25 protein-coding genes are annotated in these 24528 nt (G+C 43.4%); 11 read left to right on the forward strand and 14 right to left on the reverse strand.

Features of this window, described 5'->3' with window-relative positions:
* Nucleotide 1 precedes the first annotated feature (1 nt).
* The 5 genes from ACMXYP_RS12375 (at nt 2) to ACMXYP_RS12395 (ending at nt 8920) form a co-directional block, all read left to right on the forward strand.
* The gene (locus ACMXYP_RS12375; protein ID WP_415881941.1) at nt 2-3139 is read left to right on the forward strand and encodes an efflux RND transporter permease subunit; all 3138 of its coding nucleotides are present in this window, start codon (nt 2-4) and stop codon (nt 3137-3139) included.
* The gene (locus tag ACMXYP_RS12380; protein ID WP_415881942.1) at nt 3136-3375 is read left to right on the forward strand and encodes a hypothetical protein; all 240 of its coding nucleotides are present in this window, start codon (nt 3136-3138) and stop codon (nt 3373-3375) included. The genes ACMXYP_RS12375 and ACMXYP_RS12380 overlap by 4 nt, the downstream gene beginning before the upstream one ends.
* A gap of 126 nt (nt 3376-3501) precedes the next feature.
* Complete coding sequence (locus ACMXYP_RS12385) at nt 3502-4683, forward strand: diguanylate cyclase domain-containing protein (protein ID WP_415881943.1); 1182 nt, start codon at nt 3502-3504, stop codon at nt 4681-4683.
* Nucleotides 4684-4785: 102 nt separating this feature from the next.
* Nucleotides 4786-5841 carry a DUF3549 family protein gene (locus tag ACMXYP_RS12390; RefSeq protein ID WP_415881944.1) on the forward strand — a complete coding sequence of 352 codons (1056 nt, stop codon included), beginning with the start codon at nt 4786-4788 and terminating at the stop codon, nt 5839-5841.
* A gap of 412 nt (nt 5842-6253) precedes the next feature.
* On the forward strand, nt 6254-8920 hold the full coding sequence (locus ACMXYP_RS12395; RefSeq protein ID WP_415881945.1) for an EAL domain-containing protein: 2667 nt from the start codon (nt 6254-6256) through the stop codon (nt 8918-8920).
* 3 nt (nt 8921-8923) lie between these two features.
* On the opposite strand, the gene ACMXYP_RS12400 is transcribed toward ACMXYP_RS12395, so the two are convergent.
* The 7 genes from ACMXYP_RS12400 to ACMXYP_RS12430 all read right to left on the reverse strand — a co-directional run bounded on the left by ACMXYP_RS12400 (nt 8924) and on the right by ACMXYP_RS12430 (nt 12795).
* Nucleotides 8924-9379 (reverse strand): HPP family protein, encoded by a 456-nt coding sequence (locus ACMXYP_RS12400; RefSeq protein WP_415881946.1) that lies wholly within the window; start codon nt 9377-9379, stop codon nt 8924-8926.
* Between the two features lie 89 nt (nt 9380-9468).
* Complete coding sequence (locus ACMXYP_RS12405) at nt 9469-9951, reverse strand: DoxX family protein (RefSeq protein WP_415881947.1); 483 nt, start codon at nt 9949-9951, stop codon at nt 9469-9471.
* 41 nt (nt 9952-9992) lie between these two features.
* Complete coding sequence (locus ACMXYP_RS12410) at nt 9993-10760, reverse strand: putative DNA-binding domain-containing protein (protein WP_415881948.1); 768 nt, start codon at nt 10758-10760, stop codon at nt 9993-9995.
* Complete coding sequence (locus ACMXYP_RS12415) at nt 10750-11661, reverse strand: DUF692 domain-containing protein (RefSeq protein WP_415881949.1); 912 nt, start codon at nt 11659-11661, stop codon at nt 10750-10752. The genes ACMXYP_RS12410 and ACMXYP_RS12415 overlap by 11 nt, the downstream gene beginning before the upstream one ends.
* Before the next feature lie 21 nt (nt 11662-11682).
* Complete coding sequence (locus tag ACMXYP_RS12420; RefSeq protein WP_415881950.1) at nt 11683-11973, reverse strand: DUF2282 domain-containing protein; 291 nt, start codon at nt 11971-11973, stop codon at nt 11683-11685.
* Between the two features lies 1 nt (nt 11974).
* Complete coding sequence (locus tag ACMXYP_RS12425; protein ID WP_415881951.1) at nt 11975-12313, reverse strand: thioredoxin family protein; 339 nt, start codon at nt 12311-12313, stop codon at nt 11975-11977.
* Nucleotides 12314-12318: 5 nt separating this feature from the next.
* The gene (locus tag ACMXYP_RS12430) at nt 12319-12795 is read right to left on the reverse strand and encodes a YHS domain-containing (seleno)protein (RefSeq protein WP_415881952.1); all 477 of its coding nucleotides are present in this window, start codon (nt 12793-12795) and stop codon (nt 12319-12321) included.
* 151 nt (nt 12796-12946) lie between these two features.
* Between ACMXYP_RS12430 and ACMXYP_RS12435 the strand changes: the two genes are divergently transcribed.
* Both ACMXYP_RS12435 and ACMXYP_RS12440 read left to right on the forward strand, forming a co-directional pair.
* Nucleotides 12947-13777 carry an AraC family transcriptional regulator gene (locus ACMXYP_RS12435; protein WP_415881953.1) on the forward strand — a complete coding sequence of 277 codons (831 nt, stop codon included), beginning with the start codon at nt 12947-12949 and terminating at the stop codon, nt 13775-13777.
* 69 nt (nt 13778-13846) lie between these two features.
* A complete protein-coding gene (locus ACMXYP_RS12440) occupies nt 13847-15136 on the forward strand; it encodes a diguanylate cyclase (RefSeq protein ID WP_415881954.1) in 1290 nt (429 codons plus the stop codon).
* Nucleotides 15137-15151: 15 nt separating this feature from the next.
* On the opposite strand, the gene ACMXYP_RS12445 is transcribed toward ACMXYP_RS12440, so the two are convergent.
* Nucleotides 15152-16030, reverse strand: a complete 879-nt coding sequence (locus ACMXYP_RS12445) for a DMT family transporter (RefSeq protein ID WP_415881955.1) — start codon at nt 16028-16030, stop codon at nt 15152-15154.
* A gap of 209 nt (nt 16031-16239) precedes the next feature.
* Here ACMXYP_RS12445 and dksA point away from each other — a divergent pair, with 209 nt between their 5' ends.
* Complete coding sequence (gene dksA, locus ACMXYP_RS12450) at nt 16240-16647, forward strand: RNA polymerase-binding protein DksA (RefSeq protein ID WP_415881956.1); 408 nt, start codon at nt 16240-16242, stop codon at nt 16645-16647.
* A gap of 306 nt (nt 16648-16953) precedes the next feature.
* Here dksA and ACMXYP_RS12455 read toward each other — a convergent pair whose 3' ends face one another.
* The 6 genes from ACMXYP_RS12455 to ACMXYP_RS12480 form a co-directional block, all read right to left on the reverse strand.
* Nucleotides 16954-17358: a GNAT family N-acetyltransferase gene (locus tag ACMXYP_RS12455; RefSeq protein ID WP_415881957.1), complete on the reverse strand. Its 405-nt coding sequence runs from the start codon at nt 17356-17358 to the stop codon at nt 16954-16956.
* Between the two features lie 82 nt (nt 17359-17440).
* On the reverse strand, nt 17441-18241 hold the full coding sequence (locus ACMXYP_RS12460) for a replication protein P (RefSeq protein ID WP_415881958.1): 801 nt from the start codon (nt 18239-18241) through the stop codon (nt 17441-17443).
* On the reverse strand, nt 18159-19196 hold the full coding sequence (locus ACMXYP_RS12465) for a DnaT-like ssDNA-binding domain-containing protein (RefSeq protein WP_415881959.1): 1038 nt from the start codon (nt 19194-19196) through the stop codon (nt 18159-18161). The genes ACMXYP_RS12460 and ACMXYP_RS12465 overlap by 83 nt, the downstream gene beginning before the upstream one ends.
* A 102-nt stretch (nt 19197-19298) precedes the next feature.
* Entirely contained in the window at nt 19299-19706 is a 408-nt protein-coding gene (locus ACMXYP_RS12470) for a CBS domain-containing protein (RefSeq protein ID WP_415881960.1), read from the reverse strand.
* A 256-nt stretch (nt 19707-19962) separates the two neighbouring features.
* Nucleotides 19963-20817, reverse strand: coding sequence for a formyltetrahydrofolate deformylase (purU, locus tag ACMXYP_RS12475; protein WP_415881961.1), 855 nt, complete (start codon nt 20815-20817; stop codon nt 19963-19965).
* A 110-nt stretch (nt 20818-20927) separates the two neighbouring features.
* On the reverse strand, nt 20928-21263 hold the full coding sequence (locus ACMXYP_RS12480; RefSeq protein ID WP_415881962.1) for a 4a-hydroxytetrahydrobiopterin dehydratase: 336 nt from the start codon (nt 21261-21263) through the stop codon (nt 20928-20930).
* Between the two features lie 108 nt (nt 21264-21371).
* On the opposite strand from ACMXYP_RS12480, the gene ACMXYP_RS12485 reads away from it, so the two are divergent.
* From ACMXYP_RS12485 to ACMXYP_RS12495, 3 genes are read left to right on the forward strand one after another with little or no spacing between them, the layout of a single operon-like run.
* A complete protein-coding gene (locus ACMXYP_RS12485) occupies nt 21372-22892 on the forward strand; it encodes a thymidine phosphorylase family protein (RefSeq protein WP_415881963.1) in 1521 nt (506 codons plus the stop codon).
* Nucleotide 22893: 1 nt separating this feature from the next.
* The gene (locus tag ACMXYP_RS12490; RefSeq protein WP_415881964.1) at nt 22894-23772 is read left to right on the forward strand and encodes a ribose-phosphate pyrophosphokinase; all 879 of its coding nucleotides are present in this window, start codon (nt 22894-22896) and stop codon (nt 23770-23772) included.
* 2 nt (nt 23773-23774) lie between these two features.
* Entirely contained in the window at nt 23775-24350 is a 576-nt protein-coding gene (locus tag ACMXYP_RS12495) for an alpha-ketoglutarate-dependent dioxygenase AlkB family protein (RefSeq protein ID WP_415881965.1), read from the forward strand.
* Nucleotides 24351-24528: the final 178 nt, after the last annotated feature.

Consider the following 24528-nt stretch of genomic DNA (forward strand, 5'->3'; position numbering starts at 1 on the left):
CATGTTCTCGATTTTCTTTATCAATCGGCCTAAGTTTGCTCTGGTCATATCCATTGTGTTGATGATTGCCGGTGGATTGGCGATCTACGGTCTACCCGTAGCTCAGTTCCCTGATATAACGCCGCCAAAAGTACAGGTCAAAGCTAAATACCCAGGCGCCAATGCCGAAGTGGTTGAACAAGCCGTGGCTACGCCTATCGAGGCTCAAGTCAATGGTGTAGACAATATGCTGTACATGTCCTCTACATCAGCTAACGACGGTAGCTATTCTTTAGATATCACGTTCGCAGTCGGTACTGATCCTGATCAAGCAGCCATCAATGTACAAAACCGTGTGGCTTTAGCCGAAGCGTCTTTACCGCAAGAAGTTGTTCGCCAAGGCGTAACAACTAAGAAACAAGCAACTAACATGCTATTGGTGATTAACCTATATTCACCTGAAAATACGTACAACGAACTATTTTTAAGTAACTACGCTACGCTATATGTACAAGATGCTTTGGCGCGAATTAATGGTGTAGGCTCTGCCTCCCAGTTCAGCCCAATGGATTACGGTATGCGAGTTTGGTTAGACCCTAACCGCCTAAAAGCGCTAGGGCTTTCACCTAAAGACGTAAGCAACGCTATCTCTCAACAAAACATCCAAGCATCTGTAGGTATTATTGGCCAACCACCGCTTACGCAAAATCAGCAGTTCCAATATAACCTGCGCGCTAAAGGCCGCTTAGAATCAGTAGAAGAGTTTGAGAACATCATCCTTCGCACGGGTGACAACGGCGCTTCTATTCGTCTACGCGACGTGGCAAGGGTAGAACTAGGTTCACAAAGCTACAGCGCCTCTTCCATTATGAATGGCAACCCAGCAGCGACCGTAGCTATCTATCAAAGCCCAGGAGCAAACGCACTGGAGGTTGCTGATAATGTCTATGCTGAACTTGAACGTCTAAGTGAGCGTTTCCCTGATGATATGGAATACGCAATTCTCTATGACACAACGCTTTCAGTAAAAGCGTCACTGCAAGAAGTAGTCGAGACTCTATTTATTACCTTTGGTTTGGTAGTACTGGTTACCTTCCTATTTCTTGCAGATTGGCGCGCTACTCTGATTCCATCAGCCACCATTCCAGTTTCATTGATCGCAACTTTTGCTGTGCTTTCGGTACTCGGCTTTAGCATCAACACCATCTCTCTATTTGCCCTAATCTTGGCAATCGGCATTGTGGTAGATGATGCAATCGTTGTCGTTGAAAACGTCAAACGTCATATGCAAGAAGGCTTGTCAGCCAAAGAAGCAACCACTGTCTCGATGAAAGAAGTTATCGGACCAGTGATCGCGACAACCCTAGTACTGCTAGCTGTATTTGTCCCTGTAGCCTTCATGCCAGGTATTACCGGTAAATTGTATACCGAGTTTGCGGTTACTATCTCTGTAGCAGTTTGCTTCTCATCACTAAATGCCCTGACGCTCTCCCCTGCGCTTTGCTCACTTCTTCTAAAACCAGCTACTGAACCGACTGGAGTATTTAAAAAATTCGATCAGTTAATCGACTGGACTCGTCGAGGCTATGTAAAGAAAGTTAACTTCCTAAATAAACGTTTACTGTTAAGCATGGGGCTGATGGCTGCTATGGGAGGTGGTGTTTACCACATGTTCAGCACCACGCCCACGGGCTTTCTTCCTTATGAAGATAACGGCGCCTTCTTTGTTAACGTCCAACTTCCTGATGGTGCGTCACTCAACCGTACAGACGAAATAGTCGCGCAGATCGACAAAATACTTGAAGAGCAACCGGGCGTAGAAAACCGTATCGGCATTAAAGGCTTTAGTATCTTAGGTGGCGCAGCACCAAACGCGGCACTGGCGATTCCTGTGTTATCCCATTGGGATGAGCGTACTGCACCGGAAATGGCCTGGTACAAAATTCTAAGAGAGCTCAATCAGAAGTTAGCGGCGATTCCGGGTGCCAATATTATGGCCTTCCCTACCCCACCGATTCCAGGTTTGGGTAATGCGGCTGGTCTAGAGGCAATTTTGTTGGATCTTAAAAATGGATCACCTCAGGAACTTGCACGTGCTACAAATTCACTCATCTTTGCAGCGAACCAGAAAGTAGAGTTTGACCGTGTTTACTCCACTTACTCTGCTAATGTCCCGCAACTGGAGCTGGTGGTAGATCGTGAAAAAGCGCTCTCTTTGGGCGTTTCGATGAGTGATCTATTTAACACGTTACAATCCCAGCTAGGTACTCAGTATGTAAACGATTTCAATATCTTCGGCCGCAACTACCGCGTTATGCTGCAAGCGGATTCTGAATTTAGAGACAACATCGACGATCTAAATAGCCTTAATGTTAAGAGCAATCAAGGCCATTTAGTTCCAATCAGCGCACTTGTCGAAGTAAAACCGGTTCTTGGTCCGCAATCATTAACTCGTTATAACCAATCACGTTCTGCTGCTATAACAGCCACACTTGCTCCAAGTATAGCGACGGGTGACGCCATCCAGCTCATGGAACAGCTCGCTAAAGACACTTTGCCCGATGGTTATGTCCTTGAATGGACAGGTAGTACCCAACAGGAACAAGAAGCGGGCGGCTTTGTCATTATTATCATCTCGTTAGCTATCCTATTCGCTTACCTATTCCTCGTTGCACAATATGAAAGCTGGACCATTCCTGTAGCAGTCATGTTATCTATTACTGTCGCAATTTTAGGCGCGATTCTTCCACTTTGGCTGATCCCGGGTTTAACCAACAACCTATATGCTCAAATAGGTATGGTTATGCTAATTGGCCTTGCTAGTAAATCAGCCATTCTAATTGTGGAATTTGCTAAGCAATTGCGAGAAGAAGGCAAAGGTATTATCGAGGCAGCCAATGAAGCGGCAAACCTACGTTATCGTGCTGTATTGATGACCGCTTTTTCTTTCATCCTAGGTGTAATGCCTTTGCTAACAGCTTCTGGCGCAGGTGCTGCTAGTCGTATATCAATAGGTTTTGTTGTGTTTGGCGGTATGCTTCTAGCGACAGTGATCGGCATATTCTTTATTCCAGCCCTATTCGTAGCAATGCAGACCCTACGTGAAAAAGTTAAAGGGAAATCTACATCAGATAATGTCCAACCAGGAGATTCTGCATGATTAAATTTTTAATCGCGGGCTTTGCGGCACTGCTTCTAGCCGGCTGCCAATCCAAGCCGACAATGCCTAAAGGTGCTCTAGTCTGCGAAGAACCACGCCCGCAAATGTGCACGATGGATTACACACCTGCTTGCGGTCATCACGCGGATGGCACAGTTAAAACCTATTCCAACAGCTGTTCCGCTTGTGCTAGAACTGAGGTCAGCTTTGTTGTAGCTGGTGAATGTAAGAAATAAGAAAAATGTTATTGGGTGAGGAAGCCCTGCTTACTCACCCAAGCTCTCTTTTCGCACCCAAATCCCGAACAAATTAAAATCAACTAGACTGTTAGATGTTATTCACCATATAACTGGCGAAAAGACATGGAACAGCAGGGATCAGGCTTTAGATTCTTTTTCTATCTGATTGGCTTCAGCGCTATTTTTCTAGCGTTTATCTATACCTCCGTTTTTTCCTACCAACAATATGCCAATTTACGCGCTGATTTAACCACTGCCAGCAACAACAACGACATTCAGCTACGTGCTGCTATGGCTATGCGGGCTGCAGTTCGAGAAAGAGCAATTCTTCTCTGGCAAATGACCTTGCTTGAAACCCCAGAAGACCGCAAACAGTTATTTAATACGTTTTATAGTCAGGGTAGTGAATATCACAAATCGCGTTTAACTCTTTTAAACACTGAGCTAGATCACCCTGAACAAAGTATTCTTGCCAAGCTAGATAAACAAGCTGCAAATAGAACTCCGGAATTACGAACATTCTCAGAGCTACTGACAGATAATCGTGTTCAAGATTTTCGTCTAGAACTAAGCAAAGTACTAAAAGACAAAACCACTATTGCAGGTCTTCTGGATCAATTTATCACATTGCAACAAGTTCAAAATGAAGATATTTGGCAAGACTCAGCTCACAAAATGGAAGGACTACTGTCTGACCTGATCACAAGGATGGTACTGATAATATCGGGTGGCTTTTTGTTTGCCGTCTATGTCATGGTTACGGCCTCGAAGCAAAACAAAATGATTAGAATAGCCAATCGAGAGCTTCGCCATTTAGCCTGTCATGACAACCTAACCGGCCTCCCAAATCGACGTTTTCTACTTCACCAACTTGATATTGTTCTCGCCGCAGCAAAACGTAAGCAACATAAGGTAGCCATCATCTTTATTGATCTTGATGACTTTAAACCGATTAACGACACCTATGGTCATGAAGCAGGAGATTTGTGTCTTCAAGACGTTTCAAACAGAATATCCAAAGTGATCAGGGGCTCGGATATGTTGGGCCGATTAGGTGGCGATGAATTTTTACTTATATTGTCAGAAATAGAATCCTCCACACAAGCCATCGCCGTAATTCAAAAGATACTAGGAATTATTAGTGAAGACTTTCCCATAGGAGAAAGCACTACAAACTTATCTGCCAGCATAGGTTTATATATCTACTCCTTAGAGGATATAAACGCAGAAGAAGCTATTACCTTAGCTGACAAAGCAATGTACCAAGCCAAAAAGATGGGTAAAAATCAATTTTATATTATTTAATAATCAACATACCCCCTAACGAAAGAATGAGCACTTCTGATCTATATTGATACCCCCCTCAGAACTGCTAAAATTGCGGCCCTGATTCTTAAGGTGCTCATCATGTCTGATATTTCTTCACTATCTCAACTTCTTCGCCAGAGTGGCGGTCAGGTCCGTTTTTTCGATATGGGCCGTCGTGTACAAAAACTCTCGACAGAACAATTTGAAAAGATAGAGAATCAACAAACACCTTACCCCTATCCATATTTGCAGCACGCATGGATAGCATTGATGATCTGGAACCCTAAGAATAAAGAGCAAGGTGCGGCTTGGTTTCTAAAACTGCCTTTAGATGAACAAGGCTTTTTAATTCAAGCAGTCCGCGATGACCTACTTAGCCGCTTACTTAAGAATGCTGGCGGTATCCTTCAGCATGAAAAAACAGGTGAGATGCCAGATGATGCTTTGAAAGATAACCCCTTCTCATTTAAGCCTGATCAGGAAAAAATGGCACTGTTCCATGCCTATTCTACGCTGGCATCAAGTGAACCTGCTTCACAATATTATGAACATGCAGAACAGTATTTTTCGGGGCAAATCGGTTTTGATAACTGGCAATCCCTAGGGTATCAAGGTATTGCTGATCTGGTTGTTCGCCATGACAAAAGTAATAACAGCAAGCGGTTAGCAAAAGCGATCCCGCTACTACCGGATGTGCCTTTCGAAGTACTGTGTACCTGCGTGGAAAGCATTGAACCTGATCACCAACTGTTTGAAGCACTAAGTTTACGTGCGGACCAAACATTAGATCGTGGAACAGCGAGCGCCAATCACATCGCAGCCATTACTCGCGGCATCTCAAATGCGCGTAATACGCCTAGAAAACAAGAGATCATCAATAAGATTCTTAAAAGCGATTATGCTTTAGAAGCGGAAGTAATCGTTTCAATAGCAACGCGTTGCCACGAAACGCTACAGGAGCCAGCTACACTTCACTTATTTTTAGAAAAGCTGGCCATTGGTAAAGCAGGCCAAGCAGGCTTCTCTCGCGTATTGTCTGATCTGATGTTTATGCCTGCACTACGTGCACTTATCTTAATGCAATTCCGTAACGAAGACCGTAGCGAACCCCTAAGTCAAGCCATTGGCGAAATGTTCGGTTCTAACTTTAAGTAATCTTTACACGGCTGAAATTTTCTGCATGAGCCAAAGACGTTTCAGCCATTTTACCTTCCGGTAGTTTCTCCTTATTTTTCATAAAGCTACCAACAAATCGTCCAGCATAAACTGATTTTCTATCTATACTAAACCTACGAATATGTTTGACGAATATCTTTGACGAATAACGAAGGCATTCTGATGAATGTTCGCTAAAGTGATGTTGGATACGCAAAATAACCTATAACTTGGCCCATTGAGCTTTATAGTCGTATTGGTTAGATACTAAAAAGTATTGTTTGCCTCAGTTCTAACACTTTAATATTTCTAAAATTATTCTTATAAACGTATAATTAGTATGGGTATTAGGCAGATCCGTTTTCGAAGCTTGTCCCTATAGCGCCCCGGTAGTGAGAGAAGATTAGTATTCATGGAAACATCTAGTTTTACAGGTCTAATTAACAACGTTGCTTTACTGCTTGCAATGGGGATCGTTTACGATTCACTTGGTCTGCAAAACATTCGGCATCGCTTACTTCGTGACAGCGTTTCTGGTGTATTAGTTGGGCTGCTTGCTATGGCAGTCATGCTAACCCCTTGGGAATTAGAACCAGGCGTATTTTTTGATGCTCGCTGGGTGTTAATTAGCTTATGTGGCCTTTTCTTTGGAATCGTCCCGACCTGTATAGCTGTAGTCATGGCTGTCAGTCTACGTATTTTTCAGGGAGGAGCAGGCATTTATGTCGGCTCAGCCGTTATTATTTTTTCAGCCGCGGTAGGATTATCTTGGCGTTATCTAAGTGATAAATACCAACAACCTCTCAATTGGTGGCGCTTGTACCTCTTAGGCTTATTGGTACAAGTCGTTGTACTCGGTCTCATCCTATTTATGCCTGCCGAATTGCGTTTCAAAATAATTGCTGCGATTGCACCCACTATTCTAACGTTCTACCCGATCGGTACGATGTTACTTGGGCTTATTCTTCGCAGGCAACAAGATCGACGAAAAGCAGAACGGGAGGTGCTCATTAGCCGTCAAAAGCTCAATCGAGAACGAGGTCTACTAAAAGGCCTAATTGACGCGTTACCCGACCATATTTTTATAAAGGATACACAAGGTAAATACCTTGGCTGTAATACCGCCTTCCAAGATTTCACGGGTAAAAGCGAAGACGAAATTACGGGTCGGACTGACTATGAGCTATTTTTAGAGGCTCAAGCAGTTAAAAATAAACAAGAAGAAAAAGATGTTATCGAACAACTAAGTTCAAATAACCAAGAACAATGGAGTGACAATCAATCAGGAGAACCAATTCTATTAAACACACTCAAAATGCCCTTCTGGGATACAGATGGCCAATTACAAGGCCTTGTTGGTATTAGCCGCGACATAACCGAAGAACGCAAGGCCCAAGAACATATATTGACCCTCTCTCAAGCCATAGAACAGAGCCCAGTCTCTGTTGTGATTACTTCTCTTGATGGCGAAATTGAGTACGTTAACTCAACCTTTGAGAATGTCACGGGTTACAAAAAAGAAGAGATTCTTGGTCAAAATTCTAGAATTCTAAAGTCTGGCCGCACACCAATCGGTCGCTATGCAGAGTTATGGCAACATCTTATTCAAGGTAAAGCATGGCGTGGAGAATTCCAAAACCAACGAAAAAACGGAGAAATTTTCTGGGAACAAGCCCATATTGCCCCAGTCTATGATGCTGAAGGTAAAACTAAACATTATCTGGCCGTTAAACAGGACATCACGCAACAAAAAGCTCAAGAAGAAAAGATTCTTCATCAAGCGCACTTTGATAGTTTGACCAACCTACCTAATCGTTTCTTATCCTTGAACCGTCTGGAAACCATGCTCTTAGAAGCAAGAAGAAAGAAGCACTCCGTCGCTGTTCTTTTTCTTGATATGGATGACTTCAAAAAAGTCAATGACACCCTAGGACACGCCACTGGTGATAAGATTCTTATTGAAGCAGCCAAACGATTAGAACAATCGGTCAGAGAAACTGACACCGTTGGCCGTTTGGGTGGCGATGAATTTATTGTATTACTTAATCATTTAGAAAGTGCTGAACAAGCTCAACCTATAGCTCAAAATCTAGTTTCCCAATTCCGCAAAGCACTAAATGTGGATGGCCGAGAGATCATGCTGACCATGAGTGTCGGGATCTCGGTTTACCCGAGTGACGGAACTGATCCTGCAGAACTGCTACGTAATGCCGATTCGGCAATGTATCACTCTAAAGCTCAAGGTCGTAATAGCTACCACTATTTCACAGAAGAGATGAACATTGGTGCAGAACGCCGATTATTGTTGGAAGAGCAGCTACACAATGCCCTTGAGCGTAAACAACTGCATGTTCTTTATCAGCCGGTGATCGATCTTAAAACACAAAACATCGTTGGCGCAGAGGCATTATTACGTTGGAACTCTCCAACATTAGGAAATATACCACCTTCTGAATTTATTCCCGTTGCCGAAAACACCGGTTTAATCGTAAACATCGGTAAGTTTGTACTTAAGGAAGCGATGCATCAGAGCAGTCACTGGATCAAAACATTGCTGCCGCAATTCCATATTGCTATCAACCTATCACCGCGTCAGTTTAGAGACCCTCAATTGATCGACTACATCACTGAACAGATGACAACACATCAAATTCTCGGCTCTAACCTAGAGCTAGAAATTACCGAAGGTGTATTAATGGCACAACACGCGGATATTGATGAAGCGATTGCAAAACTCAATGAGCAAGGCGTCAGCATATCTATGGATGATTTCGGTACTGGATATTCCTCCCTCAGTTATTTGAGAAGTTATCCATTTGACACCCTCAAAATCGATCGTAGTTTTATCAGTGATATCTCTGTCGACCCTGCCGATTTAGAGCTAGTTTACGCCACCATCGATATGGCTCACGGCCTTGGTTTAAAAGTTATTGCGGAAGGGGTAGAAACTCAAGAGCAGATGAATTTACTACAGAATAAACACTGCGATATGGCCCAAGGTTACTATTTTAGTAAACCCGTCACACCCGATGTCTTTGAAACCATACTAACTAAACAAGTTAAACAGCCTTGTAGTTAGCCATTATTCAGCAGGCTGCAATCTTGTCTGCGTCTGCTGAAAAATCTTTCCCACGAGCACAATCATAATCGAGCCAATCAAAACTGGTGTTACTAGAAAGGCCCACCCCTGACTGGATAACATAATTAAGATTGGATTAGCACCCGCCGGCGGATGTGTTGTTTTACTCAACAACATAGCACTCACACCAAGTCCTGTCGCAATGGCCAGAGTTAGCGGATTCACTTCAAGAAACTGGCTAAAGAAAATGCCGATAAAGGCAGTAATCAAATGTCCTAAAATCACATTTTTCGGCTGGGCCAAAGGGCTATGCGGCACCCCAAATACCAGCACAGCAGTTGCCCCAAAAGGCGCCATTAAAAACGCAATGTCTTTAAATGATGTTTCCAGCAGGGCTAACAAACCTATAGCAACAGCAGCGCCAAATCCGGCAACGATGGATGTAGTGATCTGCTTCATATTAACCTCAATAAAAAGTGAAATTTTTCAGCAAAGAAGTGACTGACTTTTTCAGTCACCTCCCCTTTACGAGTACCGATAAATAGAGCCTATAGGGTCGGCTCCATTTCAACCTTGTGGCGATTAAGAAGAAATTTGTTGGAAACGTGATCGACAGAAAGTACACCACCTCCGTAGATAATAATTTGCGCAAGCACGAGCCCCCAAATGTAATGCAGATACAGCGCTGCTGGTGCAATTTCTACCAAACTAATTACAGCAACTACATTCACAACAAATAAACCCACAGCAGAAAAGCGCGTCAAAATACCAGTGACTAGCAAAACAGGTAAGATCAGCTCGCCTAAAGTGCCCAAATAAGCCGCAAGCTCAAAAGGTAAAAACGGAACCTGATACTCCTCTTCAAATAGAAATAACGTTGTATCCCAATCCTGGATTTTGGTCAGACCGGCATTAAAGAACACCTGTGCTACATAAAAGCGAGCAATTAACGACAAAAGATCATGAGTTTTAGCCAATTTACCTTCCCCAGCTAAATAACCTTTATAAAACTTACTAACGATAGAAATCATCTCTCAAACCTCTCAAAAACCTTTAATAACTGAATTTCGATTTACTTGATGGCAACCAACCACTGCTGGTTTATCGCCTGTTCAATCCAGCTAACAAAATCAATCTCTTGGTGCTTACCTAATAAGCGCTCAACGCTCATGCCTGCCAGAACATCTTTAAACCATGCATATTCTTGAACCGTTAGCGTTTTAATACGCGCGTGATAATCCTGTTGAAATACCATTGAATAGTGAGGAGCTGTATTGCCCACCAGTAAGCGATAAAGCTCACCTTCATCAACCTCAGAGCCCTCTGGCACCTGATGTAAATTCCATAATTCATACACAGGAAAGTGGCTTTCCATCACCTGTAAAGTCGGCGATAGATGAAGTGACACAGCGTCCAAATCACTTTCAGTTAAACTAGAAAGTGTCTCAACTTCTAAATGAGTAACCTTTCCTCTCGCGGCCTGATGTACATGCCACTCCAAGCGGGCGACCTCTGACAGATAGGCATGATCTTCAGCCAAAGGGCTCTCGGCGATAAGCATGGCAAACGTGCCACCCCAATCCGCCCAATCCCCTGTATTAGGTAACTCTTTTTTAAGTAACTGATCGGTAAAAGCGATAATCGTCTCATTACCCACCATTTTCTCCAGTACTGGATACTTCAAGGAGATCGCTCTTGCCGCAGTCATCAGGAGATTATTCTGATAAATTTTTAACCCCTGACTTATTCGGTCAGTCGCTGTATCACTTTCATCTTTCGAAAAAATTAACGTCATCAATGCTGCTTGACGACGAACGAGCAATGTAGAATCAGACAGCATAAGAGAGCCTCCCTGTGTCATAGTGAACTTCCGTGGAGATAGATCTCGCTTTTGTAGCTTGATCAAGCAGTGTGCTCCAAGAAGGCAAATTATTATCCCATTCGATTAGGGTGGTAACTGCACCAAACAAGGCAACCGCATCGCGATAGAGCAACCAACATTCAGGTGATACTGGCTGACTGTGATCATCAATGATCAATTCACCCTCTTTCACTTTGGTGAAACCTGCCAGATGGATCTCGCCCACAGCATTAGCAGGGATTTCTCGTAACCACTTTCGGGCTACAGTTAATGGCTTTTGATCACTAAAATTGCGCGCATTTACTAGCAAATTGTTGAGATCCACCAATAAGCCACATCCCGTTTTATCTACCAGTTCAGATAGAAACTCGGTTTCACTCATATCAGAAAAGTTGAATTCCACATAAGCAGATAAGTTCTCAACTAAAATCTGACGCCCTAATAACTGCTGGACCTGATTCACGTTATCAACCATTACCTGCAAGCTCTGTTGCGTAAACTCAAGAGGTAGAAGATCCCCAGCATGCACAGATTTTCCATTGATATTGCTCCAAGTGAAGCAAGCGTGGTCGGAGATCAATATGGGGTTAATCTGCTGTGACAGTTGCTTTAAACGTTGCAGATAATCTCCGTTAATACCCACGGCTGAACCTAAGCCCATGGAAGTCGAATGCAGACTGATTGGATATTGAAGGGCTATATCACTCAACAACTCAGGTAGCATTCCACCTTCGGCAAAAAAGTTCTCCGCATGTATCTCCACAAAATCAATGGAAGATGTCCCTAGTAACGCCTCCTTATAGTGAGGGTGACGCAACCCGACTCCAATCTTTGATAAACCTCGTTCATCGCTATTATTAGCTGTGCTTAAACTGGACATCTTCTCTCTCCTGATTAAACCTTATGAGTTCTGCTGAGCTTCCTGATAACGCTTCTTAGCTTCAGCTTTCAGTAGCCCACCCATATCTTTACAAGTACCTTTAGCGACTAACTTCCACTCACCTGGGTCGTTATCCACTTTGGATTGGCCCGCACAAGAGTGTGTACCTGCCAAGTTGCCACAATCGTTCTGTCCAGCTAGTGCAACTCCGTAGCATTTCTCTTTACCGCCGGCATGAGCTGCAGGCACAGTGGCGATAGAAGTCAGAGCAACGGCTAAGGCTGCTGTAGCAATTCGTTGTTTATTATCCATTTCACTTCTCCAGTTCTTTCTGAATTGATAAATGCTGTGCAACCCACTCATCAAGTTGCTTTAATGGCATCGATCCCACCTGCTGATCCAACGCCTTATCTTTTGCCAAGAGTACTAACGTGGGAACCGCTCTAATCGTGAATTTCGCAGCTAACTCCTGCTGCTGATCTACATCCACTTTTAAAACTTTAAGTTCACCGGCATATCGCTCTGCCAAACTATTAATCACAGGAATCATCTGCTGGCAGGGACCGCACCATTTAGCGCTGAACCAGATCAGCGCTAAAGGTTGCGAGTACTCATGTCCATTTTCTGAAAACGTAAGTCTCGACTCAGGCATAAGAATTAGTCTTCAGCGTTCGCTGCAGCTACAGACAGATCTTCAATACCCGCCCAAATACGGTCTGCAGTTTTTAGGTTGCCAGGTACATCTGTAAGCCATTTTTTCTGAACATCTTTGTTCAAGTTCAGGTACAGCTTGCCGTTTTCGATGTGGAACGCTTGTGGATCAACATCTAACTTTTTGTTTAGCGCAACACCCATTGCGCAGTAACCACCATATTGAGGCGCGTATTTGTCAGCATTGGCGTTAAATAGGTCACGGTTTTTAGCACTTGCGAAACGGTAAATTGCCCCATCATGCGTAGCGGTAAATTTTGCAGAGCCTTCAACCGCTTTATCGTTAGTGAAGTAAGCAACAGGGTCATAACCATGAATAGCAACATCGTTAGTGCCAATATTTACAGAGGCCGCAAAGCTCATGCTGCTTAGAAGAAGTGCGCCGGCTGCTGTTGCTAATTTCAAAGTCTTTGTAAATTTCATTTCTTTTTCCTCGGTTAATGGTTTAATGAACACTCATACATATTGGTAAATATGTTGCGCTGTTCTTGAGATATAGATTACGGGGAACTACCGAGGGAAAGGCCGCTCTAAATCCAGCAAAAAGAGCCAATCGTCCAAAGAAGGAGGTTATATGGATACACTGAGCAAATTACTACAAAACCTAGAGATCAATGCCGAGGTTTTTTTCAGTGGTAGCCTCTGCGGTATCACCGGCTTTGATGACGACAAGGAATCTGGATACTTACACTTTCTAGAATCAGGGTCGTTAACACTGACGACTGATGAAGGTCACATCATTGAGTTACATACAGGTGATGTAATTTTTTTCCCGAGCGGAACCAACCACAAACTTACAATAGCTCCATCAGAAGATGCCAAACTGGTTTGTGCCACAGTTAAGCTCCCTCCGGCTCATCAAAAGTTGTTAGCTAACTATCTCCCTAAATTTCTCTGTCTCCATATAGAGGAAGCAGGTTCGATTTCAAACACAGCTCATCAAATCTTTGCAGAAGCATTTGACGAGCAACACGGCAAACAATTAATAATCGACCGATTGTGCGATGTATTTATGGTGCAAGTACTTCGTTATGTTATTGATAATGGGACAGTTGAATTAGGCTTAATAGCGGCCGACTCTCATCCTCTGCTTCACAAGTTAATGCAACAGATCAAAGATAAACCTGAATATGAATGGACAGTTGAAGAGATGGCAGAAAGCGCAGCAATGTCTCGCTCTAAGTTTGCAGCCCTCTTTAAAGATACGGTTGGACAAGCACCGATGGAGTATGTAACCGGACTAAGAATGGCGTTGGCCAAAGGGTTACTTAAAAATAATCGCCCCGTGGGCCTAGTTGCCAACCAGGTAGGCTACGAAAATGCCTCCTCATTAGCCAAAGTGTTTAAAAAGCACTTTGGTGTGACACCTAAGCAATGGGTAAAAAGCTATTTAAATCCCAAATAATCAGGCTGGCATATAAACGCCACCTATAATAAATTGGAACTTGCAGTCGCAATTTGTACCTGAGTCGCAATGAACCTTTTAGATATACTCAATCAACAACCACAAGGTATTGCAGAACTAACTGTGGATGAAGGTCACTACCTGTTCTTCAATCGTAAAGAGTTAGAGTTTCGTGGTTTATCTGAAAGTACATTAAAAAACTGCTCCATATTCGACCTGTTTAATCAAGAACAAGCTATACAGCTAAAGGCGCTATTTAAACAGTGCTCTCAAACCACTACTGACCAACCCGCTTATTTTTACTATCAACGAGACAATCAACATTTCGAGATGCGCTTAGTAAAACATGGGGAGAATATCTTAAGCACCCTTTCTGATGTTACCTCGCAGCAAGAGATAAAAGCTCAGATTGAGCAAGACCAAGAAACAATCAAGTGCCTAGACGATGCTGTTAATGGAGCCAATATAGGTTGTTGGGACTTCTACCCACAACAAGGCAAAATCATCGCTAATAAAACTTGGGTCACTCAAAAGAGATATAGAGATGAAGAGTTCAGAGAAGACGATGCGCTATTTTCTGAAGTCATTAATGGTCTTGAGCGCTGGTCCTCTATCGTTCACCCCGAAGATCTAGAGCCAACGGTTGAATTAATCGAAAAACACCTTAATGGTGAAACCGAAATTTACGACGCAAAATTCCGTATGATCTGTGGCGATGGGAAGTGGCGCTGGATACATGATGTCGGCCGAGTATTCCTCAGAGATGATGAAGGAAATGCCATTCGTATGAATGGGGTACATATAGATATTACTGAGGCCCGTACCCTAGAAGAAAAAATTGAAAAACTTGCAGTCACCGACGCGCTAACCGATCTATTTAACCGCCGTAACTTCCAATACTTATCCCAGGCAGCCCTAGAGCGCGCCAAAAGACAGAAAACTTACTTTTGCTTACTGATACTCGATGTCGACCATTTCAAAGCGTATAACGACACTTATGGTCACCTGAAAGGCGATGATGTCCTTAAAAAAATCAGCCAAGCACTTAAAGATAATATCCGACAAGGAGAGGACTACTGCTTCCGCGTCGGTGGAGAAGAATTTGCCGTTGTATTCACCCAAGAAAGCAAAGAGTCAGCAGATATTTTTGCCAATCGCATTCGACTAGAAATAGAGAAATTAGAGATCCCTCATAAGGAAAACACCGCAGCTCCCTATATCACTGTATCCATGGGCTTATCCTGTACACAAACGCTCACCGATAAAACCCAGATCAGCGATCTCTACCAACGAGCGGATAAACATTTATATCAAGCTAAAGAAAATGGCCGCAACAGTTTAGTTAGCCAGTCGTATTAGAATCGATAAACAAATTTATTGCTTTGCCCTTCCCAACATCTGCTTTCCAACGATAACAATCATAATCCCACCCAAAACTACTACAGAAGCGATAACTAAACGCAACGTAATCTCTTCACTAGCAAAGACAACACCACCTACTGCAGCAATCACTGGAACAAGCAACTGAACAACTGCAGCTTGAATAGCTGATAAATAGCCTAAAGCCTGATACCAGATCGCGTAGCCAATACCAGAAGCAAGTGCGCCGGAAAGAATTGCCAACCATATCCCTTCACTAGATAAAGACATCTCATTTAAAGTGAGTAAAGCAAGAATAAGAACAAAGGGCAGTGTACGTAAAAAATTAAAGGTCGTATCCCCAAGAGGATTAGTAGAACTTTTGCCCGCTAGCGTGTAAAAACCCCAAGCCACGCCCGCCATCGTCATTAGACCAAAGCCAACAACCGAGGGGGTTGCTAAGCTCGGGAATATCAAATAAATAAACCCTGCAAACGCAACGATGGTTCCTGCCCATTCCATTGCATGAAGTTTATTGCCTTTGAACATATTAATAAGAATGATGGAGATCTGTACTGAGCCAAATAGCACCAAAGCGCCTATTCCTGTCTCTAAGGTGATATAGCCATACGAGAATGTTATAGCGTAAGCAAAAAGATAAAACGCGCCTTTCCAACTACCTTTAGCGGTATTTGTTTTACCTCTGTTCATGAAGCTGAATATAACTAACAGCATAACAATCCCTGAAAGTAATCGAATTGTTGTGAAACTCGCTGCATCTATAGCCTCATCCCCTAGCGCCAAACGACACAACACAGAATTACCAGCAAAAGCTATCAAAGCAATTGACGTATATAGAAAGACTTTAAGGGCCTTTACATCGTTCTTAATCATGACTTACACATCCAGAACTTAAAGTCAGATCACCATACCATGGAAATTCACTAGAGTTATCTATGTAAGATTCTATTTTTTGAATGGCACTACCGTTCTGTATTCCTACAAATAAACCATGCATTCTGACTACATAAAATTTCCACGCCCCCTCAAATAAATGATATAACATAACCCATTATTTTTTAGATCAATTGTTTGAGGAAAGCATGGCAATAACAAAAGAAGAGCTCTTAAATGCTAGTTCTGAGGACTATATGAATGACAACCAATTGGAGTTTTTCCGAGAGTTCTTAGAACAACAAAAGCAAGAAACCATCGCACACATTCAAAACGCACAAGCACAATTGAATGAACGTCCTGAGATGAATGATGATGCGGACCGCGCACAATATGAAGAAGAATCTCGTATTGCCCTACGTATTGTCGACCGCGAAAGTAAGTTACTTCCCAAATTCGATACCGCACTAGCCCGCATTCGAAATGGCGAATATGGCTACTGCCTAGAATCTGGTGAAGAGATCGGTATTAAGCGCCTACTACTCCGCCCTACTGCAGAGTATTGCGCAGACATCAAAGCGGTCCGTGAATCGAATGAGCGTTTATTTCGAGAGTGAATTATCACCTACTTCATTGATAGAGCAGCATCAAAATAAAGTAGAAGAGCACTAATGAGAAATACCATCCCAACAACTTACGATGAATAGCACTACTGCGTCGCAAAACTTATGGTACATCTCTTACAAAGTCTTGTATCGTGCAATGCATCAAATCACTAGACGATTTTAACGATCATGTGACCAATAGCTTCGTACGCCTTTACGGCGAGCTACAACATAAAGCAACAATAGGGTGGTTTGAAAAATTACAATCTGATATGAATGAATAATTGAACTTATAAATTAATTTTTCCGACCAGTTTTTTACACCTTTGTACTCATTAACTTTTCACTACCACTAAAGCCAAGACGGGAATATAAACTGTGAGCATCATCTGTCACCAGAAATTGGAATCTATCTTTCCAACGCGGATCGTTAATCATAATTTCAGTTAACCATTTCCCCAGCCCCTGACTTCTGTATTGCTTATCAATAATGACATCAGCCAGATAAGCGACTGAAGCGAAGTCGGTGACCACTCTGGCAAAGCCTATCTGCTTTTCACCTTTAAAGAGTGAAAAACAAACGCTGTTCTCTATCGATGTTTTTATGACATCAATAGCTCTCTCATTTGCCCAGTAAGATTGCTTTAGCAGAGCTTGGACGCTTTCAAGCTGAACCTTTTCCCGTTCATCGTAGATCTGAAAACCACCTTTTTCATACTTCATAAGAAACCCCATTTAAAAATCATAAAAAAACAGCCATGAAGGCTGTTTTGATAAGTTACTCTCTTAGACGTTCAACTCACGCTTACTGATAATCATCCGGTAGAGTAATCCCCATAGCGTTTGCCTCTACCTGAGCTTGTTGCTGGAAGCGTTTACGCACCATCGTGCCTTTAGGCTTAGTCAGATAGAACAGCCATTTGCTGGCAACTTCAGGTTTCAGATTATGCTCTTCACCCCAACTCTGAATGAATGCAAACAGCGTATTATCGCTTTTATCAGGTAAAGCTACTGCGACAGGCAGATCGAGCTGTTCACCTGCGCGAACGCGGCGACAAATTACATCGTAGTTGTATCGGAAGTCAGGAAAAACATCGACTTCAGCTTCTGTGCGCAAACGAAACCAACCCGTTGCTTTACCGGCATGGTAGATCGCTGGATGGGTCCATTTGTGTGTCGAAGCTTTATCCGCATTTAGGCACGCTTCTTCATAAGCATGCTTCGTTGCGGGTAAACCATGATCCCCAGTTTGGGTACGAAGTACATCAAGAAACTCGGAAATCGTCGGCATCCATGCGCTGTGCTCTTTGCAATAATCAATTGCAGCCACCAGCTCGTGTTCGGTATAGCCACCAAGGCTAAGTGCCCATTCACGTTTTGCGATACGGATTTCGTCTTGGGTTTCGAAACAGCTCTTAAATTTATGGCCATAGATCGCCATAAAACGCGCAAAAATCATATTGACCAGCGTTTTGACTTCGACGGTTAGCTCTCTTTGAGCGGTGTTTTTTTCCGGCTCTTGGTTACCAGTCGGTGTCCTTGATGTCCATGATTGCTGCGGTAACCCGTTGTCGTTTTTCGCGAGTATCTCTGCGGGGGTTTTCATGGCTGAAACCTTTGCCTTGTTGTTCGTTATTTATACGTTGTTGACGTCCATCCCTAGTCTGCTTGTTAATCCACTCCCTTTTTACCCAAGCTAGGAATTTCTGATCCCAGTTGGTTTCTTTACGGTCTTTATCTAACCAGTAAAGCACAAATTCATCCAAACATGTTTGTGCAAATTGTGGCGATATATTATGCCGCGGAAGCAACGCATAAAAATTGTCGGACGGTTGCCAATTCAGCTCCATTCCTTGAAGCTGTTTTTTACGCTGCTCTTGTTTATTAAAACACACTTGTAACTCATCAGAGCGGCCATTATTAACCTGCTGTGCTTTTCTCGCCCAACCTATGCTGCCACCAAAGGTCGGAGCAGGACCAGGGTTAGGGATATTCTGTGGCTGCACTGCTGGCGCTTGATCAGGATAGTACGGCGTATCCTTCATCTCTGGATACTGATCCTGTGGATAGCCTGATTGTGCAGGTTGAGTTTGTGGGTGATTTTGCTGGTTATAATTCGATTGTGCATAACTCGGCTCAGATTGCTCAACCTCTACAGGCAGTTCTTCAACCTGTGTCGGAATCGTTTCCATAACCGGTAACCGGCTTACAATCTCAACATCGCCTTCAGGCACTTCATCAAAGGTTACTTCAGAGACTTGCTCTTCAACAACAAAGCGGATTCTTACACGACCATCATTAGCGAATGCGGCATCAATGATGTTTGCACTGACTAATTCGCTGGTTAATTGAGCCAATCGCTCTTCGTCCCAAAACTCACCTAACGCAAGCCATTGTTCACGAGAAAATATAAGTTCTGGCGCTTGGTCTGTATCCGTTACATTTTGGAGACGTTCTACCCTTTGATGATAGAGCGTCAACAATACAGCCGCTTCAACACCTACCTCCTTGACTAAGGATGGGTATAGCAAGATAGGTGTTTCAGAAAAAACATAACTCATGAATATGTAATCTTACCTAAACAGATTTGGCATTTCGTTAACCGAATACCATAAACAAAAAAGCCGCAGTGATGAGCCGCGGCTTGTGACCATCAAACGTGATTAGCCATCCTGAGCAAAACGTTCTACTGCGCGTAATACATCCCGACGACTAATCTGGCCGATCAGTTTACCATCTTTTACTACTGGTAAACGACGACGTTTGTTATTAATAAATTCTTCCGCCACTTTTATGATGTCGGCATCATGATTAATGGTGTAAACCTCTTCCGACATGTAAGTACCGACAAGGCCACCCATCTCTTCTTCGTGGTAGGTTAAAGTCAGGATCGCTTTTAGACAGTCAACTTCTGACATTAAGCCAATGAGTTTGCCATTTTTATCGACTACAGGCGCGCCTGTGATTCGGTATTCGAGTAGCTGATTTATCGCATCAAAAAGATCGGTTTCAGGGGTAAAGGTGATTAAGTCTTCACACATGTAATCCTGAGCTTTTACGGATCTTAGCATTACCATTCCTCCATGGCCGGCAGCTTTAACAGGTCTGGAAACATCGACCTGCCAAACCACCCAAACAAGGTAAACCGGTGAATTTTCAACCGGGCTATCTCTATGTGTACACCTAACAGTGACAACTCGCAAGCGATCAGATCAAGGTTAAGCCCGACAAGAATAAGTTAATGCTCAACGGGCTAATACCTTGTAGGGAGAAGAGCCAACTTATGGCCCCAAGCAGTTTTTTTTGATTTTTGCTCAATTAAAATAATTAATTGAAAACAACCGTTTTATTACCCTGCACTAAGATCTTATCTTCCAAGTGCCAACGCAAACCGCGAGATAACACTGTTTTTTCTACATCACGTCCTAAACGCACCATATCTTCTGGCAGATCGCGGTGGCTGATGCGTACTACATCCTGATCAATAATTGGACCTGCATCTAGCTCTTCAGTCACATAGTGACAGGTTGCACCAATCAGCTTTACACCACGTTCATGGGCTTGATGATATGGCTTTGCACCGGCGAAAGAAGGTAAGAAGCTATGGTGAATATTAATGATGCGATGAGCATATTCAGCGCAGATGTCCGACGGTAAGATCTGCATGTAACGCGCAAGTACGACCGTTTCAGCCGAGTGTTCACGGATTAAACGACTAACTTCCTCAAAGTGAGGCTGTTTATTCTGTTTATCCACAGGCACATGATAAAAAGGAATATTATGCCATTCGACCATGCTGCGCAGATCATCGTGATTAGAAATGACACAAGGAATCTCACAGTCCAGTTCGCCTTCATGATAACGATAGAGAAGATCGGCAAGACAATGTGCTTCTCGGCTCGCCATCAATATCACACGCTTAGGGGTAGCGGAGTCTGTAATATCCCAATCCATATTGAAGGATTGCGCTATAGGTGCAAAAGCAGACTTTAACTCTTCTAGTGAGAAAGGTAACGTTGCCGCACTGATCTCTACACGCATAAAGAACCAGCCAGTTGTACTATCAGAATGTTGGTTAGCGTCAGAAATCGAGCCACCATGGCTAGAGATAAAATTACTTACCATCGCCACAATGCCCACTCTATCGGGACACGCCAAAACCAGCCTGAATCTACGTTCCATTTACGTACAGCTCCGCAAGAAAATGTGAAGCTTCATTCTAACAGTAGTTATTTCTCCGGTGGAATTGCCTAGCTAAGTATTCTTGCCCTAAAACAATAATTCTTTAGCTCTCAGTTAAATAACTGATCAGATGCAGCCGCGCAGCGGAAATCATTCCGATGTAAACCCGATATTGCATGGGTATACCAAGTGAGATGGACTCGCCCCCAAGCGGTTAATATATTTGGATGATGATTTCGAGCTTCTGCTAATTCTCCTACGTTATTGGTAAACGCTAAGGCCTCAACAAAGTTTTTGAACTTAAAATCACGTTGCAGCGTAGGCACACCGTCTACGTGAACAATCTCCCAATCGGGCAGCGACTTCAGTAACACCGCTATTTCTGATTCATTTAAGGCTTGGCTATCTTTATGGCAGCTTTCACAAGCTTCTGTAGCTAAATCCATCATGTCACCTCATAAAATCACTATTCCGTCGTTCTATATCAACAAGGTTTTCCATCCGCTTAATCACTCATATACTGTAAGTGATACTGGGAAAAGGGAATATCAAAGATGTCAGAACCTATGGCCCCTTTAAGCGCTTGCCGACTTGGGTTAGATACGCATCAAGAACCCACGATCTACCTTCGTCATGATAGTCCAGTTTGCCGCTCTGAGGGATTTTCTGCCCTCTCTCGGGTGATGGTTCGGACGAAACGAAAACACCTGATCGCTACCCTCAATATGGTAACAAGCAACCTTTTAATGCCCGGTGAGATCGGTTTTTCTGAATCTGCCTGGAAAAGAATGGAGCTGAGAGAGGGGAATTCTGTTTGGTTATCTCACCCTAAACCCGTGCAATCCCTCTCCTATCTGCGCGCTAAGGTATTTGGTAGCGAACTCAGTCAAGAACAACTCCGTGAAATCATCGATGATATTGTCGCAGGGCGCTATGCCGATGTGCACCTAGCCGCGTTTATTACGGCCTGTGCATCAGACAAACTAAGTATTCGAGAGATCACCGATCTAACCCGCGCAATGGTCGACTCTGGCAGCCAGATCGAATGGGGCTTACCTCAGGTTGTGGATAAACACTGTGTTGGCGGTTTGCCCGGTAATCGCACAACCCCCATTATTGTTTCGATTCTAGCAGCTGCCGGATTAACCATGCCGAAAACATCTTCACGGGCCATTACCTCTCCTGCCGGGACTGCCGATACCATGGAGACTTTAACTAATGTCAGCTTGAGCTTAGAGCAGATGCGTTCTGTAGTTGAACAAGAAGGTGGCTGCCTAGCTTGGGGAGGATCAGTGCGACTCTCCCCTTCTGATGATCTACTAATCCAAGTAGAGCGTGCTTTAGATATCGACAGTGAAGGCCAACTGATTGCATCAGTGCTCTCAAAAAAAATAGCCGCGGGTGCTACTCACGTTGTGATTGATATTCCGGTCGGCGAAACCGCAAAAGTAAGAAGCCAAGAGTCTGCACAAGCACTTGCAGATAGCTTTAAAGCAGTAGCTAGTACTCTAGGGCTGACTGTGCATACGCTACTGACCGATGGATCTCAACCTATAGGTAGAGGCATAGGGCCTGCACTTGAAGCACGGGATATTTTATTGGTACTGCAAAATCAAAAAGATATGCCCACAGACTTACGGCAGCGTGCCGCAGAAGTTGCAGGCGCCATGTTAGATCTGATCAATGATTTGCCAGAGGGCGAAGGTTATACACAAGCCCTTAGCATTTTAGAATCAGGAGCGGCTTGGGAGAAATTTCAGGCGATCTGTAAAGCTCAGGGCGTGCTTAAGACACCACCTATCGCGCCCTACCGTTATGAATTAATTGCACAAAAAACAGGCATAGTTGATCGAATTAATAACCGTAAGTTAGCCAAAGTGGCCAAATTAGCCGGAGCGCCTGCCGATTTGGCTGCAGGAGTAGATATGCACTGCAAGCTCGGCGACAAAATCGAGCTGAATCAACCTCTGCTGACCATCCATGCCGAAAGCTCGGGTGAGCTAAGTTATGCCGTCGATTATTTAGAAGATCATTCGGATATTATCCAGATTATTGCTGGAAGGGAGCCTTCATAAAATGCAGCCTATTCTATTCAATTTAGAAAGTGACCACGACCTTGCTCAAGCCCTTGCGATTGAGGTCGATGCAGAAGTCGGCAAGTTAGACCTTCGAAATTTCCCTGACGGCGAAAGCTATCTGCGTATCTTAAGCGATTGCCAACATCGCTCGGTTATTGTGCTTTGTAACTTACACCACCCCGATGACAAAATACTCAAACTCATTTTTCTAACCCATACACTGAAATCCTTAGGAGCGTCTCGCATTGGGTTAGTAACCCCTTACCTCGCTTATATGCGCCAAGACAAAGCCTTTCACCCTGGGGAAGCGGTTTCATCACGACCTTTTGCGCATTTACTCTCAGAGCAGTTCGATTGGTTAGTCACGCTGGATCCCCATCTACACCGTTATAATTCCTTGGATGAGATCTACAGTTTAAAAAGCTCCGTAGTACATGCAGCCCCCATGATTGCCGCTTGGATAAATCAACATATTGAAAAGCCTCTTCTTATTGGCCCTGATAGTGAAAGTGAACAATGGGTCAGCGAAGTTGCACATTTATCCAAAGCGCCTTTTCAAGTATTGGAGAAAGTTCGCCATGGGGATTACTCTGTCGAAGTGTCAGTGCCTGAAATCGAACAGTGGGAAAATCATACTCCCGTGTTGGTAGACGACATTATTTCAAGCGGTAAAACCATGTCAGAAACCATTACCCACCTGCACCAGCTTGGGTTAAAGTCCCCGACTTGTATCGGAGTTCATGGTCTGTTTTCTGATGATGACTTTAATGCACTCGCTATAAAAGCCAAGATCGTTACCTGTAACAGTGTGCCTCACACAAGTAATGATATTGATATTAGTCATGCGTTAAGCCAAGCCATACTGAAGTGGATCTAAATGTGAAAAGCTATGTTGCCGATGATCTGGACTGTTGGCTTGATCCTACATTTATAAATCCAAACGAAGCCGAGTATTTTTACACCTCGCTATATGAAGAGGTATCTTGGCAACAAGACAAGATCCGAATGTTTGGTAAATGGGTTTCTATTCCGCGCTTACAAGCCTTTATGGCTGATTCTGGCATCACCTATACCTATTCCGGTTTAACCTTGGCAGAAAACCCTTGGCACCCCGTTGTTGCGGAGATTAAAAAGCGCGTCGAAGAATACACAGAAACCTCATTCAACGCCGTGCTCATAAATCTGTATCGCGATGGTAATGATAGTATGGGTTGGCATAGGGATAATGAACCAGAATTAGGAGACAACCCCAAAATAGCCAGTGTGTCGCTAGGCAGTAGTCGACGTTTTCTTTTAAAATCAACCGCTGATCAACGCCATGAACTTAACTTACCCTCCGGCTCACTATTATGGATGGGAGATCAAGTACAAAAGCACTGGCAACACAGCATCCCAAAAACCAGAAAAGTAATACCACCTCGCATAAACCTCACCTTCCGTGACATGAAAATTTAATACAAATCAACAGATTAGCAGTGAGATAATCTGGTATAACTAATATATTCACTAATATTCTATATAAAGACTAACTCATTTAACTACAGTAAGTTATACTGCCGCGCACTTGAGTAGAGCCGGGCAAATTACCTGATTTTTATATGGGTTTGCCTCAGTAATAAAAATAAGTTAGCTG

The sequence above is a fragment of the Neptuniibacter sp. QD34_54 genome (assembly GCF_047778055.1).
Classification (GTDB): Bacteria; Pseudomonadota; Gammaproteobacteria; order Pseudomonadales; family Balneatricaceae; genus Neptuniibacter.

Excerpts from the sequence above, each read along its gene's own strand:
- ACMXYP_RS12375 (WP_415881941.1), top strand. The coding sequence starts at position 2 with ATGTTCTCGATTTTCTTTATCAATCGGCCTAAGTTTGCTCTGGTCATA.
- ACMXYP_RS12380 (WP_415881942.1), top strand. The coding sequence starts at position 3,136 with ATGATTAAATTTTTAATCGCGGGCTTTGCGGCACTGCTTCTAGCCGGC.
- ACMXYP_RS12385 (WP_415881943.1), top strand. The coding sequence starts at position 3,502 with ATGGAACAGCAGGGATCAGGCTTTAGATTCTTTTTCTATCTGATTGGC.
- ACMXYP_RS12390 (WP_415881944.1), top strand. The coding sequence starts at position 4,786 with ATGTCTGATATTTCTTCACTATCTCAACTTCTTCGCCAGAGTGGCGGT.
- ACMXYP_RS12395 (WP_415881945.1), top strand. The coding sequence starts at position 6,254 with ATGGAAACATCTAGTTTTACAGGTCTAATTAACAACGTTGCTTTACTG.
- ACMXYP_RS12400 (WP_415881946.1), bottom strand. The coding sequence starts at position 9,379 with ATGAAGCAGATCACTACATCCATCGTTGCCGGATTTGGCGCTGCTGTT.
- ACMXYP_RS12405 (WP_415881947.1), bottom strand. The coding sequence starts at position 9,951 with ATGATTTCTATCGTTAGTAAGTTTTATAAAGGTTATTTAGCTGGGGAA.
- ACMXYP_RS12410 (WP_415881948.1), bottom strand. The coding sequence starts at position 10,760 with ATGCTGTCTGATTCTACATTGCTCGTTCGTCGTCAAGCAGCATTGATG.
- ACMXYP_RS12415 (WP_415881949.1), bottom strand. The coding sequence starts at position 11,661 with ATGTCCAGTTTAAGCACAGCTAATAATAGCGATGAACGAGGTTTATCA.
- ACMXYP_RS12420 (WP_415881950.1), bottom strand. The coding sequence starts at position 11,973 with ATGGATAATAAACAACGAATTGCTACAGCAGCCTTAGCCGTTGCTCTG.
- ACMXYP_RS12425 (WP_415881951.1), bottom strand. The coding sequence starts at position 12,313 with ATGCCTGAGTCGAGACTTACGTTTTCAGAAAATGGACATGAGTACTCG.
- ACMXYP_RS12430 (WP_415881952.1), bottom strand. The coding sequence starts at position 12,795 with ATGAAATTTACAAAGACTTTGAAATTAGCAACAGCAGCCGGCGCACTT.
- ACMXYP_RS12435 (WP_415881953.1), top strand. The coding sequence starts at position 12,947 with ATGGATACACTGAGCAAATTACTACAAAACCTAGAGATCAATGCCGAG.
- ACMXYP_RS12440 (WP_415881954.1), top strand. The coding sequence starts at position 13,847 with ATGAACCTTTTAGATATACTCAATCAACAACCACAAGGTATTGCAGAA.
- ACMXYP_RS12445 (WP_415881955.1), bottom strand. The coding sequence starts at position 16,030 with ATGATTAAGAACGATGTAAAGGCCCTTAAAGTCTTTCTATATACGTCA.
- dksA (WP_415881956.1), top strand. The coding sequence starts at position 16,240 with ATGGCAATAACAAAAGAAGAGCTCTTAAATGCTAGTTCTGAGGACTAT.
- ACMXYP_RS12455 (WP_415881957.1), bottom strand. The coding sequence starts at position 17,358 with ATGAAGTATGAAAAAGGTGGTTTTCAGATCTACGATGAACGGGAAAAG.
- ACMXYP_RS12460 (WP_415881958.1), bottom strand. The coding sequence starts at position 18,241 with ATGAAAACCCCCGCAGAGATACTCGCGAAAAACGACAACGGGTTACCG.
- ACMXYP_RS12465 (WP_415881959.1), bottom strand. The coding sequence starts at position 19,196 with ATGAGTTATGTTTTTTCTGAAACACCTATCTTGCTATACCCATCCTTA.
- ACMXYP_RS12470 (WP_415881960.1), bottom strand. The coding sequence starts at position 19,706 with ATGCTAAGATCCGTAAAAGCTCAGGATTACATGTGTGAAGACTTAATC.
- purU (WP_415881961.1), bottom strand. The coding sequence starts at position 20,817 with ATGGAACGTAGATTCAGGCTGGTTTTGGCGTGTCCCGATAGAGTGGGC.
- ACMXYP_RS12480 (WP_415881962.1), bottom strand. The coding sequence starts at position 21,263 with ATGGATTTAGCTACAGAAGCTTGTGAAAGCTGCCATAAAGATAGCCAA.
- ACMXYP_RS12485 (WP_415881963.1), top strand. The coding sequence starts at position 21,372 with ATGTCAGAACCTATGGCCCCTTTAAGCGCTTGCCGACTTGGGTTAGAT.
- ACMXYP_RS12490 (WP_415881964.1), top strand. The coding sequence starts at position 22,894 with ATGCAGCCTATTCTATTCAATTTAGAAAGTGACCACGACCTTGCTCAA.